Consider the following 16021-nt stretch of genomic DNA (forward strand, 5'->3'; position numbering starts at 1 on the left):
CCAAGAGTAAAATTATAGAAAAAGTATGCTGTCTTGATAAAATAACCGAAAGTTGACGAGGTATATGGTTGATAATTCCCCCAATAACCTTTTGATCTAAATAAAAGATTTATTGTCATCCATGGAAGAAATAAAATCAACATGATCATATTTGTAATAAGCCATGGTTTTAATTTATTCCTTTTGTAGATTAATAAAAAAAGCCCCTGAGCAATAATAATAAGCCATGCATAATAGTGGCTATATACCAGCAAAAATGAGATTATTCCATAAATAATCCAGCGATGAGGTTTGTGTGATTCGCTTGATATTACATACCAAAAGCAGAATACTGAACATACGGACAGCAAGCCAACTAAGGCATATTCCCGAACTATTCTTGAGAACATTATATGAAGCGGTGATATAGCCAAAAGAAATGCAGATAACAACGCTACTTTCTTACCAAATAGTTTTCTGAAAAAGTAATATGATACCAGAATTGTCATTACGCCAAAGAAAGAGGAGAGTGTTCTTGTAAAAGCATCGGATGTCCCGAGTTTCAACCAGAAGTGAAGCAAAATATAATATAATGGTATATGTGGAGTGTTATGAATAAGACCGGATAACATAGATACAACTGGCTGTATTGCTCTATTGTACGATTCAAGTTCGTCGCACCAGAAACATCTGCCTTCAAGGTTGGCTAGGCGTAGAACAGATCCTAAAATTAGAATTAGAACAAAGATCCATTTGCTACGTATTTTTTTTGAGATAAGATTCATTTTATCACAATTATTTCATGACCCTAAGCACATGAAATCCAACTTTAATATTTAATTTAAATCGTTCCCATGACTTTAATATTCTTAATAATTGGCTAAGAATCTTAAAAGGCCTTAAATAAAATATTCTGTAAGCTTTTTTTAACCATTTTAATAGATCATCTTCACTTAAATCAGGTAATTTATGAACAGGTCTGGTATGAATTCCATATTTAGAATAATCAAATTCTGTTATCATCCCTGCCTTCATTAATTGATTAAAAACTTCTGTTCCAGGAAATGGTTTAAGAACATGAAACTTGGCAATATCAGGATTTATCTTTTTGGCAAATTCAATAGTGTCTTTGATTGTTTTCTCAGTTTCACCAGGCAGACCAAGCATAAAAAAACCCCATGTTTCAAAACCAATTCTTTTAGCCAAAAAATAAGCTTTCTCAATCTGCTTCAAGTTTATCCCCTTTTTTGCATTATTCAAGATAGTCTGGTTACCAGATTCAACACAAAAGGCAATACTATAAACTCCCATATCCTTCAAACACTTTAAAACTTCTTCATTTACCTGATCAACTCTTAAGCCGTTGGGAAAAGCAAATTTTATTTTAATGTTTCTTTTATTAAGCTCCTTGTGAATTTCGAAAACCCTTTTTTTATTTAATGTATAATTATCATCCCAAAAGTGTATTTCTTTAACCTCATATTTCTTAATTAAATATTCAATTTCATCAACCACATTCGGAGCGCTTCTAAACCTAACCATGGAACCAAACATCAGTTTTGTACAGCAGAAAGTACAGTTATGCGAACAGCCTCTGGATGTTATAATAGGCATAACGGGAGTTAAAAGCGAATCAGGATAGGTGTATTTCTGCTGATTATACAAATGCCTTGCAGGAAAGGGAATTTCATTTATGTTTTTTATAAGCTCTCTTTCTGAAGTATGAATTATTTTGCCATTTTCCTTAAATGATATTCCCTTTACTTCAGTATATGCTTTTTTGCCCTGAATAGCATATATCAAATCCAGGATTGTAACCTCTCCTTCACCTCTAACCACAAAGTCTATAAATTCAGACTGAGCACATGCGTCTGGAGCAATGGTTGCGTGTATTCCACCTAGAACAGTTACCGCATCAGTGTTTTTCTTAACTGATCTGCAAAGTTTTACAGCTTTTTCGTAAGTAGGGGTGGTAGCAGTAAAGCAAACTAATTCATAATAATCTTTAATAATTTTCGGAAATTGTTCCTCTGAAATTTTTTCCATATCTATATCAATTATCTTAACTTCATGCCCTGCTTTCTCCAGAACTGCACCAATATAAGCCAAACCTAATGGGGAATAATCAGGCGAACCAATCTTGCCATACACTTCAACTTGAGATGGATTAACCAGTAGTATTTTCATTTACTTTGCTTTCTCGCCACAACAGAGAAGAAAAGATCCCAATTTCTTAGAAATAGATAAATGTTCAAATAGAGTTTCCCAAAGGTTATAGAGAAAAAGAAATTTATTTACTGCCTTCAGTTCAACAGATTTATAAGGTATTCCCGAAATCGCCATTGCTTTTATCTTCTTAAAACCTGCTTTCTTCACTTTTATTTCAAGCTTTCTTTTAGTAAACAAGCGTTCATTAGATGTTAATCCTCTGCTGGAGTAGAATGGAGATTTCGGATGACGGTAGAGTGCCATTATTGGATTATTCAAATTAGTATCATAGGAGAACATTCTTCCACCACTTTTCAAAATTCTAAACCCTTCATCAAGCACTCCAGAAAAATCAGGAAAATGATGAAGTACCCCACTATATATAATAATGTCAAATGAATTATCCTTTAATCCGGTTTTTTCAATATCTCCAACCAAAAATTTTACATCAAGTATATCTTTCTTTGCTTTGATGATGCTTTTTGTGGAAATATCCATACCCATTATGACTAGATCAAGTTTTTTTAATCTCTGAGTGAAGGCTCCTGTACCACACCCAAGATCAATAACCCTTTCTCCTTTTTTGGGACAAACTAAATTTTCAAATTCACTGAGTAATTTTTGATAGCCTTTTTCTTCTAGAACTTCGTATCTCTTTTGTTCACTATAGTGGTCAAAAAACTCTTTTTCCACCTTTTTATTTTGTCTTCCCAAAGAGAACATCCTTATTGTAATTCGTTAAATTTATAAATACTTCTTAACATCTTTATCAAAACAAGCACATTGAGATTTGACTTACCATGTTTTCTGCTTTTTATTTCTCACAGACTATACACTAAAAAAGCGTGTAAATAAAAGGGGCAACTGTGGAACTTTCAGTTAAGACTATAAATAGACCAAGCAGAATAAGCATGATAATTATTGGTGTTAACCACCACTTTTTCCTAACTCTAAGAAAAAACCAAATTTCTTTTAGTATTGCTATCTTTGACATAAATTTTTCTCAAAACATTTTTCTGTAATCTAAACTATCAGAGCTGAGGTCTTTATTCAACCAATAAGTCTTAGCCTTTTTATCTATTTTTTTAGCAAGCTGATCCTTCTTTACGACTCTCATTAAAAGTCCAATCGGTGTGAATATGAGATAGTAAGCTATTATTAAAACTAATTTTGTAATCAACTGAGAAATGCCAAACCATATCTTGGATAAAATGAAGTGGATGGGTTTTAAATATAGCGGCCTCAATAATCCTATTGATAAAAAAATGATACTTGCAGAAATGGAATATATAAACTTGGAATTGTGCTTTAAAAATAATATTAAGCTCAAAATAAAAAGAGCAATTCCCGCCGAGATGCCAAATCTCCAGAGCTCTTTTTTCTCATCTTTTAATTTAAAATTCATAATTAAAAATCCGGAATTTTATTGATTAATCCAGTCCAAATTTCTTCTTCCAGTCAACATCCTTTTCCAAAGGCTTCTGCGCTTTTTTATCAAGCAGGTACTTTCCCATTATGAGATAATCCATGTTCGTTCGCATAAAACACAAATAGGCATCTTCAGGACTGCAGACTATAGGTTCCCCTCTTACATTAAATGAAGTGTTTATTACTAGAGGGCAACCCGTTTTTTGATAAAATGAATTTATCATATTATAGTACAGGGGATTGTTATCTCTTGAGACGGTTTGTATTCTTGCTGAGTAATCCACGTGAGTAACAGCTGGAATTCCCGAACGCATAGCCTTGAGTTTATCTATTCCACATAGTTTTTTTTCATCTTCACTTAGTTCTCTTCGCATCTCCTTTTTTACAGGCGCAACAAACAGCATATATGGACTTCCTCTATCAAGATCGAAGACATCAGAAACTTTTTCCAAAAGAACACTTGGAGCAAACGGTCTAAATGATTCACGGAACTTTATTTTTAAATTCATTATTGACTGCATCTTTGCTGAGCGGGGATCACCTATGATGCTTCTTGAGCCTAATGCTCTTGGACCAAATTCCATTCTTCCTTCAAACCAGCCAATAACATACTCGTTTGCAACCAGCTTTGAAATTACCTCGGGTATTTCCTCAATTTCAAGCTTCTTGTAAGGAATATTATTTTTTTCTATGAAATTTAGTATGTAACTATCATCATATTCTGGCCCAAGGTAAGAAGCTTTCTGAAAATCCCGCAAGCCAGATGCCTTTCTAGGTTTTTTGAGAAATCCATACCAGCAGGCTAAAGCTGCTCCAAGCGCTCCACCAGCATCTCCTGCAGCAGGCTGAATCCAGATCTCTTCAAAAGGCCCCTCTCTAAGTATTCTCCCATTACCAACACAATTCAGAGCTACACCACCTGCCAGACAAAGGTATTTTTGATGTGTTATTCTATGAACATGATTAGCTAATTTGAGCATTATTTCCTCTGTAACTTTTTGTATGGAATGTGCAATGTCCATTTCTCTCTGAGTAAGCAGTGTTTCAGGCTTTCTGGGCTTTCCTCCAAATAGCTTGTTGAACTTGCTGTTTGTCATTCTGAGACCTGCGCAATAATCAAAATACTCCATATTAAGCCTGAATGAACCGTCATCTTTCAGGTCTATTAACTCTTCCATAATAATGTTGTAATATTTAGGTTTTCCATAAGGAGCAAGCCCCATGACCTTATACTCGCCAGAATTCACTTTGAAGCCGGTATAATAGGTAAAGGCAGAATACAAGAGTCCCAAGGAATGCGGAAATTTCATTTCGTATTGAAGTTTCACAAGGTTTCCTTTACCTATTCCAAAACTAGCAGTTGTCCATTCCCCAACACCATCCATAGTTAGTATTGCTGCATCTTTGAATGGAGAAGGATAAAAAGCTGAAGCTGCATGAGAAAGGTGATGATCTGAAAACAGGATTTCGCCATTATACCCTAATTCATTTTTAATTAAGTCAGGTATCCAAAGCCTCTGCTTGATCCACAGAGGAATAGACTTTAAAAACGATCTTACTCCCACAGGAGTATATGAGAGATATGTCTCCAGAATCCTTTCGAACTTTACAAGGGGTTTTTCATAAAAGCAAACATAGTCCAAATTATTGACCGTTATTTTAGCAAAAGACAGACAGAACTCTACAGCATTCTTAGGAAATTCAAAGTCGTGCTTTTTTCTTGTAAATCTCTCCTCTTGAGCAGCCGCAATGATCTCTCCGTCTTTTATAAGACAAGCTGCTGAGTCGTGATAAAAACAGGATATTCCGAGAATATACATAATTAGCTTTTAATAAATAATTCTATGTTATCTTCTTTTTAATTTAAAATTTGGAATCAGAAATTAAGCATTCATATAACGCTTCTGCTATTATTTGATGTCCAAGCTTGTTTGGATGATGGTCATCCTCTGATGCCCAGAGTTCTCTTTCATCCTTACCCAAAAATTCAGGGAGAAAATCTATGTATTTTATATTATTTCGTCTACAAAACATGGATATTTTTTTATGAGCATATTCATATTTATAATCTTTAAGATCCTCCAAAATCGGGAATATTAAGACAACCAGATTCGAATTGCTCTCATTTGCAATCGCATCCAGCTTTTTAATGGCTTTCTTAAGCTCCATTAAGCCTGTATTCTCATCTTTGTAAAGTTTTTCCATGTATGCCTGTTTTAATAAACGAATATCTTTTTCTCTAGAAACATCTTTTTTTATAAATCCGAATTTTCTGGTTCTCTCAAGTCTTAACTTAATAAATGAATAAGTATATGGAAAACAGTCTGAGTAGATCTCCTTTGCTCTTACGAGAAATCTGTTTTTGCGAAAAGCAGAATCAGGTATGCCTGATTCTGCACAGTAGGGACCCACATTTATCATAACAATATCAGGTGAGAATTTCATTAGCTTCTTGTCAATAACCAGCTTACCAGTTTGCTCAGTATTTAAGCTGCATATTCCAGCATTTATAACCTGTATTGATTGAGCTGGATTCTTTCTTCTGAGAATGGATTCTAATTTTCTAAGATATGTATTCCTTTCTTCAACCCACATTCCAAACGTCCATGAATCGCCTAACCCAAGTATTCGAATTGTTCCTTGGGGTTTTCTCAGAGGAAAATCTACATTTCGCATGCCATATTTGTTGATACTACAGTCCGTATTATACACTTTGCCTCTAAAACCTGCGGTAAGATCTAAATATTGTCCTTTATAGTTCCATGAATACATTCTAATAGCTGTTGCTCCTTTGGGAAAATCTATAGTTCTCAAAATAAACTCTATAACAAAAAGAGTAATGATGAGAGCAACAACAAAAATGAGAAAATTTAAAGATACGGATTTATTACTTGACATGAAGTAATAAATCTCTTACTGCCTGATATTTGGATTTCATTCTATATTTAATAATCAGAGAAATCATCTTGAGTCCCAGAAGAAAAGCCACATGTTTTTTCCCTGTAACAGAGGAGAGACCGACCCTCCTGCTATAATTTAAAGGTATTTCAAAAAAATTTATTTTATTAATTATTACTAGAAGCATGAGCTCCACACCAAAGTGCGAGCCGCCTACTGTGAATTGATCCTTTATTTTTTCTAACGCATTTCTACTCAGAAGCTTCATTGTGCATCCAACATCTGTAAGAATAGTTGTATTGAATAATACTTCTATGAGCTTTGCAACTGTCCAGTTTCCCCATTTGAGAAAAAACCCCATGTTTGCGCCTTGCATTATCAGCTCTTTTGTGGTCCTGGTACCAAAGACTGCCTCAAACTCCTCAGAATAGGCTAATAGTTTTATCACATCCCTCCCTACAAATGTCCCGTCAGGTTCACTTATTATAACAATATCTCCTTTTGCTTCTTCAAACCCCCGTCTTATTGCAAATCCATAGCCTTGTTTCTGTTCAAATACTTCTTTTGCTTTTGTCTTTGCTACTTCCTGAGATGTCCCAGGAGCAGCATTATTGTTTACCACAATTATTTCATCAACATATCCGCTTGAGAAGAAGTCTTGAATAGCCTCCTGAACAGATTCTTTCTCGTTGTATGTAGGGAAAATTACAGAAACTATTTTATCTTTCCACATATCTGTATTGTTTTAATTGTGTTATACCAAAAACAGCAAAAAGTATTAAAAACGGCATTAGAGGTTCTCTGTATCTTATGCACGCAAGCATTATCATGTGAACACCCGTATAATAGATAATCAGTAGGTATATTAAGCTTGTGTATTTGAATTGTCTAAAGGATAGCGGCATGCCTATAAACCACAATATTAAAATAGGAAGAAAACTTAAAAAATATATTATAGCATATACCGGTTTTACCTGAGGAAATTTTGTATTTGGAAATGGACGCCAGAGCTGTATGAATCTATCCATCGCATTCCTCAGGAATTGATCAGTATTGTTTTTTATAAATTTAAATCCGAAATTGTAATACGCCTTCTGCCTTTCAACTTCACCTAGCCCTTCTGCAACTTTATCTTCATATTTACTGCAAAAACCAGTTTTTGAATGAAGCGTACCAGGATTGTTGCCTCTAATAAAGACCTCTGCTCCATCAGTAGACAGAGGAACAAAGGCGTTTAGCACCAAATAATTTCTTATAACCCAGGGAGAGATAATTAGCATGGCAGATATTAAAAGAACAGCAAAATGTCTTATGGCACTTAGCTTGCTTTTATAAACAACAAGCATCCATAAAAGATAGAAAGGAAGAAAACCTGCTAATATGGACCTGGTCAGCAAAGAAAGTCCAAGCAGAATGCCAGCCGCATATGAAAATACCAGTTTGCTTTTCTGAACAGCTTTAAGCAGAAAATACACAAGAAACACCAGAAATAATGTATAGGGGCATTCTGACAGGATATGAATACTATACCAGGTATGCTGCGGGCTGAGAGCCAGCAATAAGCCTGTCAATACGGCAAGTTTGAGTCTGAAGATATCTCTCGCAATTAAATACAGCCCAACACACGTAATGGACCCTATCATTATAAAAAAGAGTCTTAAGGCAAGTATGTTATCTCTACCAAAAACAGCTAATATCCCTGCATGTATTAATGGAAACAAAGGAGGTCTGAAAGCACGGAATTCCCCTTCCAAATATCCTTTCCCATCTAGTAAGTTATCAACTATTGTTTGATATGTCATATCTCCGTATTCAAGATTATGTATGTCGACAAAAAACAAACCAATAATCCTGAATAACAGGGCTGTTATGAAAATAAAAAGAACTGCTTTCCCCCTAGACTGCATGCAAATTAAACTGTTCAATCTTTCTTTCATATCTCCCCACCAATTTCAACCGTAAGTGTAATAGCTTTATTCACTAAAATCAAGGGAATTGGGAAAACCCAGAACTGTCAGTTTATTGTATTACAAGGTAGTTTAGTATCGTTTTTGCCCAAAATAAACTTTTTTCTTGACATTTATGTATTTTGATGTTAGTATTTCGCACATGAGTGAAATAATGACTATAAAAGAGCTGGCTGGTTACATTAAAATGAATGAGAGAACAGTCTATAAACTTGCTAATAATGCAAAGATCCCTGCTGTAAAACTTTCAAATCAGTGGCGTTTTAAGAGAAAAACAATAGATGAGTGGCTTGAAGCACAAATGTATGAAAATTGCCCTTATCCAAAAACAAAAATGTGAGGAGGTGAAGTAAATGTATAGATGTGAAATATGCAAAAATGAAGTGGATTCAGTGTATTTTAAAAACAACAAGGAAGTCTGTGAAAAATGCTACAGAGGACATAAAGTAGAAATAGACAAAGTAGAGATTAATTCCTCGCTTATAGAAGAGCATGCTGGGCAGACTGCTGTTGCAGTAAACTAAGGGGTTGGAATAGGATCTCGTTTATGCTGTGAACTTGATATCATACTCATTACTTTATGGAGTTTTCGTCTGTCTATGTCTTTGGTATTATTGCTTTCGATTGCCCTTAGAATACTGTCTGCCTCGTCATATAAAAGGCCCATTTCATCTTCATCAAATTGATCTGGCCATAGGCCTGCAGAGGGTCTTCTTGCTATAATCTCTCGTGGCATGCCTAACTCTTTTGCCAACTGCCTTACCTGAGTCTTAAACAAATTACCCAGAGGAAGAATATCAGCTGCTCCATCTCCGTATTTTGTATAATAGCCGAGTTCTATTTCTGTCTTATTCCCACATCCAGAGACCAGATATCCATAGTTAGCTGCATGGTAGTATAATGTAAGCATCCTTAGTCTTGGTTTCAGGTTTGCTCTGGCTATATTGTTTTCAGAAGCTGGTAAAACCTCCAGAAGCTTTTTAAATGACTCATCAAGAGATATTTTCTTAACTGGAATTGAGTACTTGTTTGCAATCAGAAATGCCATATCTTCATCGTTATTCTGACTCTCACATGGCATTATCAATCCAAGACAATTGTCCTTGACAGCCTTCTGGCAAAGAACACCAACACAGGCAGAATCTATACCCCCGCTAAGGCCAAAAACTAAACCTTTGGCTCCTGACCTCTCCACTTGCTTTTTAAGCCATGAAACTAGCTTTACTGATATATTTTCCATTTTTATATTTTATTGCACAAACAACATCTCTCTATACTTTGGTAAATCCCAATGTTCATCAGCTACAACACATTCAAGTTCATCAACATGTTTTCTTATATGCTCCATTAGAGGTTTTAATTCTTCAAAGAATAAATTAGACTTCTCCTCTGCTTTCAGATCGCCGGCTTTCTTCAGAAGCCCCTCCATTCTACGTGTATGCTTTCTCACATAATATATCTTATCTGTTACATTCGTTAAGTGATTTTTAAGATCTTCAAAAACTTCTTCTTTAATCTTCAAACCAGCATTCTTCCTTAAGAAGACCAGATCTGTAAGATTCTTCGCCAAAAGCCCCTGATAATCAAAGCCTGCTGGTACCACATTTGAGTCCACCATTTCACGCAAAGTATTGGCTTCAATCTCCAATTTTTTATTATACAGATCAATCCATATATTATATCTTGAAACTAATTCTCCCCTTGTAAGCACACCATATTTCTCAAACAGCGCTATGTTCTCCTCCTTAATAAGAGTTTTAAGCGCCTTAGGTGTTGAAGGTTCATTAACCAGCCCTCTTTTTCCCGCTTCTTTTATCCAGCTTTTAGAATAATTATCACCTTCAAATCTAATTGATTTAGTTTCTCTAATTATTTTTCCCAACACACTCAACATCTTCAAACTAAAATTCTTGTGATTAGACTCCTTTTTTATTCTATCTGTAATATAATCTATAGACTCTGCGACAATTGTATTAATAACCATAATAGGTGTTGAAATATTCTGGGAACTGCCAACTGCTCTAAATTCAAATTTATTACCAGTAAAAGCAAAAGGAGAAGTCCTATTTCTATCAACTGCATCTTTATTAAATGTCGGCAATTTGCCAATGCCCAAATTTACAATATCCTGCTTGCTAAATTCTGCTTTTTTACCCTTTTCTATTGTATTGAGAACCTTTGTTAACTGGCTACCGATAAACACTGACATAATTGCAGGCGGAGCTTCATTAGCTCCAAGCCTATGCTCATTGCCTGCTGAGGCTATACTGGCATATAATAGATCAGCATGTTTGTAAACAGCCAGGATTACAGCTATTAACAATACCAGAAACTGCAAATTGTCTTCTGGCGTATTCCCATGATTAAAAAGATTATTGCCATTATTATCCGACAGAGACCAATTAATGTGCTTTCCACTTCCATTTATACCTGCAAATGGTTTTTCATGTAAGAGACATACCATATCATGTTTCAAGGCGATCTTTTTGATAATATCCATAAGAAGTTGATTGTGATCTGCTGCAATATTGGAGTCCTCAAAAACAGGAGCAAACTCAAACTGGTGAGGAGCAACTTCATTATGTCTGGTCTTTAAAGGAATACCCAATTTATATGCCTCAATACTTACATCATTCATATAATTTATAACGCGCTCTTTAATTGAGCCAAAGTATTGATCTTCCAGTTGCTGTCCTTTTGGAGATGATGCTCCAATTAGTGTGCGTTCTGTCATAAGTAAATCCTGTCGCATTCTATAAAACCGCTTATCTATTAAAAAATATTCCTGTTCAGCGCCACAATCTGAAAAAACCCTTTTTACGTCCTTATGCTCGAAAAGCTTTAAAAGCCTAACTGTTGCTTTGTTAATAGCCTCATCAGAGCGCAGTAGAGGAAGCTTTTTATCAAGCGCTTCTCCATGATATGAAATGAATATGGATGGTATACACAGAGTTTTTCCGAGTTCGCATTCTATAATAAACGCAGGACTTGAAGGGTCCCATGCTGTATATCCACGCGCTTCAAAGGTAGTTCTTATACCTCCGCTTGGAAAGCTGGATGCATCAGGTTCACCCTGAATAAGCATTGATCCGCTAAACTTCTCAATAGCTCTGCCTTCTCCATCAAGCGAAATAAAGCTATCATGCTTCTCAGCTGTAAGACCTGTCATAGGCTGAAACCAGTGTGTATAATAAGTCGCTCCCTTTCCAATTGCCCAATCCTTCATTGCCTTTGCTATTTCATCTGCTTCCTTCATGCTGATTGTTTTTCCTTCATCAAGCCAGCGCCTAAATGATGCAAAGGTCTTTTTACTTATGTGTTTTTTTATCACAGAAATACTAAACGTGTTTTCACCAAAATAGTTTGATACTCTTTTAGGTAACTTTTCCACGCTCAATTTAACACCACTAATTTTCCCTAATACATCTTGTCTTATACTCATCTTATTCTCTCTCCTGATATAATCTGCCTTGAAACGTGTTCATTTGTAGAAGTTTCTCTTCTATTTTACCCAGCGCTCTGTTTTTGTCAACAATCCACATCGGCGCTATGAGAAATTCCATGGGGCAATCTGCAGTTATTCTCTGAATCACAGTATCTGGCCAGATACGTTCCAGAAATCCCACAGCCAAATTCACATACGCATCTAATTCCAATGGCTTATACTGCCCTTTATTATAAATCTCTTCCAGCTTTGTTCCTTTTATTATATGAAGAGGATGAATCTTTATACCATCTAATTTAAGCCTGCCTAGAACTTCCGCAGTTTCCAAAATCTTCCCTTCAGTCTCATGAGGAAGTCCTATAATCACATGAACACATATCTTTATGTTTTTCCTTTTTCTTGTCAGATTCACAGCTTCTAGAAAATCTTTATAAACATGCCCCCTGTTTATAAACTCTAAAGTCTCATTATGTGTGGTCTGAAGCCCATACTCAATCCATACTTCGTAATCAGATGTATAGCTTTCAATTAGATTAAGAATCCCCTCATTTATACAATCAGGACGAGTGCCAATGGATATGCCTACAACATCTTCAAATTCCCTGATAGTATCATACTTTTTCTTCAAAACTTCTAAAGGAGCGTATGTATTTGTATATGCCTGAAAATACACTATAAATTTCTCAGTCTTAAATCTTCTCCTACCAAACTCTATGCCTTTAGCAATCTGCTCTTCTATTGGCAGTGAAGCAGTACGGCTGTTAAAGCTGAATCCCTTATTATCACAATAGATACAGCCGTTTTTACTCCTTGAGCCGTCTCTATTAGGGCAGGAGAATCCTGCATCTATGCTTACCTTATAAACCCGCACTCCAAAACGTTTCCTGAGATATTTAGAAAATTTGGAATATCTTCTTATTGTGCTCACTATTTACTTTCCACTTCTCACTTTTTTTAAAAATACCATTAGAATCATGATTGCTGCAGGGGTTACGCCAGAAATGCGATTCGCCTGACCCAGTGATACAGGCTGGAATTTTCCCAACTTTTCCTTAATCTCTTTTGATAATCCGGGAATATTTGCATAGTCTAAATCCCTGGGAATCCTTATCTTCTCAAGATCCTTAAATCTCTCTATATCTCTAATCTGCCTCTGAATAAAGCCAGCATATTTGACCTCTGTCTCTATCTGGGTCAGCACATCGTCAGCTAAGTCAATTCCGAAAGTATTCGACATGGAAACTATTTGTATTAGTTTTTTAATGCCAACTGCTGGACGTCTGAGAAATTCCTCCAGAGAAACAGTTTTTTTAATAGAAGGGATATTGAGCTTTTCCAGTTTTTGATTTGTTTCCCTTGAAGGTCTTATTTTCTCTCTTCTTAAATATTTTAATCCTTGTTCAATTTTTTTCTGTTTCGCAACAGTTTTATCAAAATTATCTTTCGAAACAAGGCCTGCTTCATATCCAATTTTTCTTAACCGTAAATCTGCATTATCTTCACGAATAACAAGGCGGTGCTCAACGCGTGAAGTAAACATCCTGTATGGCTCATTCGTACCCTTAGTTACAAGATCATCAAGCAGTACACCAATATAACTGGTAGAGCGATCCAGTATAAGAGTATCTTTCCCTTTCATCTTTAGCACAGCATTTACTCCTGCAATCAGTCCTTGTGCTGCAGCTTCTTCATATCCTGTAGTACCATTAATCTGTCCTGCCAGATATAAACTACTAATTAGCTTTGTTTCCAGAGTAGGATAAAGCTGCATGGAATCAATAACATCATGCTCTATTCCATAACCCATATGTGTGGGCTTTGCCTTCTCCAACCCCTTAATTGAGTGCAAAAAATCTATCTGGATATCTTTCGGCAGACTTGTAGCAAGCCCGTTAGGATAGAAATCAAATGTGTCCAGACCCTCAGGTTCCAGAAATATCTGATGACGACTTTTATCAGCAAACTTTACTATTTTGTCTTCAATTGAGGGGCAGTATCGCACTCCTGTGCCACGGATTATGCCTGTAAACAGAGGCGACTTACTCAGTCCGGATCGGATAATCTCGTGTGTCTTTTGATTGGTATGGGTAATATAGCAGGGAACTTGTTTTCGGTCTATGCATTGCGTTGAAAAAGAAAACGGTATTGGTTCTTTATCTCCCTCCTGAATCTGGAGTCCTGAAAAATCAATTGTTCTTCCATCCAGACGCGGACAGGTCCCTGTCTTAAAACGAAGAAGTTTAAATCCTAAATCCTTTAAGGAATCCGAAAGTTTTGTTGCTGCTTTTTCCCCCATTCTACCGCCTGAAAAATGCTTAAGCCCTAAATGAAGCAGCCCGTTCAGAAATGTGCCGGGAGTAATAACCACTGTTTTAGAGAGAATGTTCCCGGAACTGGTTTTCACTCCAATAACAGACATATTCTTTGCAACTAATCCTATAACCTGTCCCTCTGTTACATCCAGATTTTTCTGCTCATTTACAACATTCCTCATATAAAATTTGTACTTTTTCCTGTCTATTTGCGCACGAGAGGAACGTACTGCAGGCCCCTTGGAAGAATTGAGCTGGCGAAACTGTATGCCTGAGTAATCAGCTGCCTTTGCCATTTCACCGCCAAGAGCATCTATTTCCTTAACAAGCTGCCCCTTGCCTATTCCGCCAATTGCAGGATTGCAGGACATAAAACCAATATTATCTTTATTCATTGTGATGAGCAATGTCTTAGCGCCCATTCTCGCGCTAGCCAGAGCCGCCTCGCACCCTGCATGTCCCGCACCAACAACAATCACATCATATTTCATCTTTCTACGCCTATTTACTTTATTCGTTTTCATTAACGGCTATTATAACATTTTTTTAAACAGTTTTTCTCATACATAAAAAGCAGGGCAAGAAAAACCAGAAAGAAGGTTCCCAGAAGTTTGTCAAAACCATCGTTTTTAGCACAGTTCATACCTGTTACCCCTGCAATAGTGAACAATAAAATCCGCAAGATATTTGATATCAAAATGAATAGAGGTATGCTGGCTATCCATATCAATGTTTGTGCGAGGTTAAATTTACATATCCACGGCAAAATTGATAAAAACATTAGCAATATAATCAGCGTATCCAGCCCTGAACAACGTTCCACAAGAATAAGCGTAAAATCAGATACTGTTACCGAATAATTCTCCAATGACAGCTTAACCGGCATACCAAGCTGATCAAAAAAAGTACCAACGATAATTGTATTAAGACGATTAATCCAGTGACTCAAAAAAGAGAGTCTCCATTCAAAAGGATAGAGAAAAATAAGAAAAAAACATGGGAAAAGGACTTTTTTTGCCTTCTTCATACCATAAAAAAGACAACATAGACTGAATGCAAAAACAACGAGTGCAGCCCCTTCAAAAAAATACATTCCGAAAAAAAATCCGTATAAGAAAATCAGAAAGCCCAAAAGGAGAAAGACAAAGAAACAAAATATACCGCTGGCATTCTTCTCCAGTTTAAAAGGTAAGCTTGTCTGAGCATGCCTGAAAAGAAGATAGGATATCAGAGGTGTAAGTAAAATATAAAAATACATAGGCTGGTGGTGGTAAATGCTCAGTATCCATAAAAAATATCCATGGAAGAGAACCTGAATAATGAGAGAAACCAGTAATATCAGGAATATTTTTCCCCTGTCAGTCTGAATCCTCATTCCTTTTTCTCCTCCATAATCCCAGAAGAAGAACTCCTGACGCTATAATAACAACAACCGCTGAACCAGGCAGAGGAGCTTTAGCTGCCGCAGGAGGAGCAACCGGAGCAACTGGAGGAGGAGGAACAGGAGGCCTAGGCCGCCATCCCCAAGCATACCCAAGTTGATTGGTACCAAAAATAAAAAACACAATTAGAATGACAAGGATTTTGACTTTCATTGTTTTTCCTCACATGTTAATGGTCTAGTTTATATACTCAACTTATGATTATACAGAAATTTTTGTGGGTTTTACAGAAAAAAGAAAGAGTGTGTCAGATAAAATTTAAAAGTGCACAGTTTTTAAGCGATTTAAGTTTTAAAAGTGCACACCTAAAAAGCCCCCAAGAATTGGGGGTTTGGGGCATAC

At 36.1% G+C, this 16021-nt stretch carries 16 protein-coding genes; 2 read left to right on the forward strand and 14 right to left on the reverse strand.

What is annotated here, in order from left to right:
• The 8 genes from KKC91_03450 to KKC91_03485 all read right to left on the reverse strand — a co-directional run.
• Nucleotides 1-764, reverse strand: a 764-nt coding sequence (locus tag KKC91_03450) for a glycosyltransferase family 39 protein (GenBank protein ID MBU0477608.1), incomplete at its 3' end; no start/stop codon positions are given.
• Between the two features lie 10 nt (nt 765-774).
• Entirely contained in the window at nt 775-2166 is a 1392-nt protein-coding gene (locus KKC91_03455; GenBank protein ID MBU0477609.1) for a B12-binding domain-containing radical SAM protein, read from the reverse strand.
• Nucleotides 2167-2901: a class I SAM-dependent methyltransferase gene (locus tag KKC91_03460; GenBank protein MBU0477610.1), complete on the reverse strand. Its 735-nt coding sequence runs from the start codon at nt 2899-2901 to the stop codon at nt 2167-2169.
• 289 nt (nt 2902-3190) lie between these two features.
• Nucleotides 3191-3592: a hypothetical protein gene (locus tag KKC91_03465; GenBank protein MBU0477611.1), complete on the reverse strand. Its 402-nt coding sequence runs from the start codon at nt 3590-3592 to the stop codon at nt 3191-3193.
• 25 nt (nt 3593-3617) lie between these two features.
• Nucleotides 3618-5435: a carbamoyltransferase gene (locus KKC91_03470; GenBank protein ID MBU0477612.1), complete on the reverse strand. Its 1818-nt coding sequence runs from the start codon at nt 5433-5435 to the stop codon at nt 3618-3620.
• Nucleotides 5436-5478: 43 nt separating this feature from the next.
• Complete coding sequence (locus tag KKC91_03475; GenBank protein MBU0477613.1) at nt 5479-6513, reverse strand: hypothetical protein; 1035 nt, start codon at nt 6511-6513, stop codon at nt 5479-5481.
• On the reverse strand, nt 6503-7246 hold the full coding sequence (locus tag KKC91_03480; protein MBU0477614.1) for a glycosyltransferase family 2 protein: 744 nt from the start codon (nt 7244-7246) through the stop codon (nt 6503-6505). Before KKC91_03480 ends, KKC91_03475 begins: the two co-directional genes overlap by 11 nt.
• A complete protein-coding gene (locus tag KKC91_03485; protein MBU0477615.1) occupies nt 7233-8450 on the reverse strand; it encodes a glycosyltransferase family 39 protein in 1218 nt (405 codons plus the stop codon). The genes KKC91_03480 and KKC91_03485 overlap by 14 nt, the downstream gene beginning before the upstream one ends.
• A gap of 172 nt (nt 8451-8622) precedes the next feature.
• Between KKC91_03485 and KKC91_03490 the strand changes: the two genes are divergently transcribed.
• Both KKC91_03490 and KKC91_03495 read left to right on the forward strand, forming a co-directional pair.
• On the forward strand, nt 8623-8820 hold the full coding sequence (locus KKC91_03490; protein MBU0477616.1) for a helix-turn-helix domain-containing protein: 198 nt from the start codon (nt 8623-8625) through the stop codon (nt 8818-8820).
• Nucleotides 8821-8833: 13 nt separating this feature from the next.
• The gene (locus KKC91_03495; protein ID MBU0477617.1) at nt 8834-9004 is read left to right on the forward strand and encodes a hypothetical protein; all 171 of its coding nucleotides are present in this window, start codon (nt 8834-8836) and stop codon (nt 9002-9004) included.
• Here the strand turns inward: KKC91_03495 and nadE are convergent.
• From nadE to KKC91_03525, 6 genes are read right to left on the reverse strand one after another with little or no spacing between them, the layout of a single operon-like run.
• Nucleotides 9001-9720: an NAD(+) synthase gene (gene nadE / locus KKC91_03500; GenBank protein MBU0477618.1), complete on the reverse strand. Its 720-nt coding sequence runs from the start codon at nt 9718-9720 to the stop codon at nt 9001-9003. The two genes, KKC91_03495 and nadE, sit on opposite strands and share 4 nt — an antisense overlap.
• Nucleotides 9721-9729: 9 nt before the next feature.
• Nucleotides 9730-11922, reverse strand: a complete 2193-nt coding sequence (locus KKC91_03505; protein ID MBU0477619.1) for a glutamine synthetase III — start codon at nt 11920-11922, stop codon at nt 9730-9732.
• A gap of 1 nt (nt 11923) precedes the next feature.
• A complete protein-coding gene (locus tag KKC91_03510) occupies nt 11924-12844 on the reverse strand; it encodes a TIGR01212 family radical SAM protein (GenBank protein MBU0477620.1) in 921 nt (306 codons plus the stop codon).
• 12 nt (nt 12845-12856) lie between these two features.
• Nucleotides 12857-14728: a tRNA uridine-5-carboxymethylaminomethyl(34) synthesis enzyme MnmG gene (gene mnmG, locus KKC91_03515; GenBank protein MBU0477621.1), complete on the reverse strand. Its 1872-nt coding sequence runs from the start codon at nt 14726-14728 to the stop codon at nt 12857-12859.
• Between the two features lie 32 nt (nt 14729-14760).
• Complete coding sequence (locus tag KKC91_03520; GenBank protein ID MBU0477622.1) at nt 14761-15612, reverse strand: exosortase/archaeosortase family protein; 852 nt, start codon at nt 15610-15612, stop codon at nt 14761-14763.
• On the reverse strand, nt 15596-15832 hold the full coding sequence (locus KKC91_03525) for a hypothetical protein (GenBank protein ID MBU0477623.1): 237 nt from the start codon (nt 15830-15832) through the stop codon (nt 15596-15598). Before KKC91_03525 ends, KKC91_03520 begins: the two co-directional genes overlap by 17 nt.
• Between the last annotated feature and the right edge of the window lie 189 nt (nt 15833-16021).

The organism is bacterium, from assembly GCA_018812485.1.
In the GTDB taxonomy this organism is placed as follows: domain Bacteria; phylum JAHJDO01; class JAHJDO01; order JAHJDO01; family JAHJDO01; genus JAHJDO01.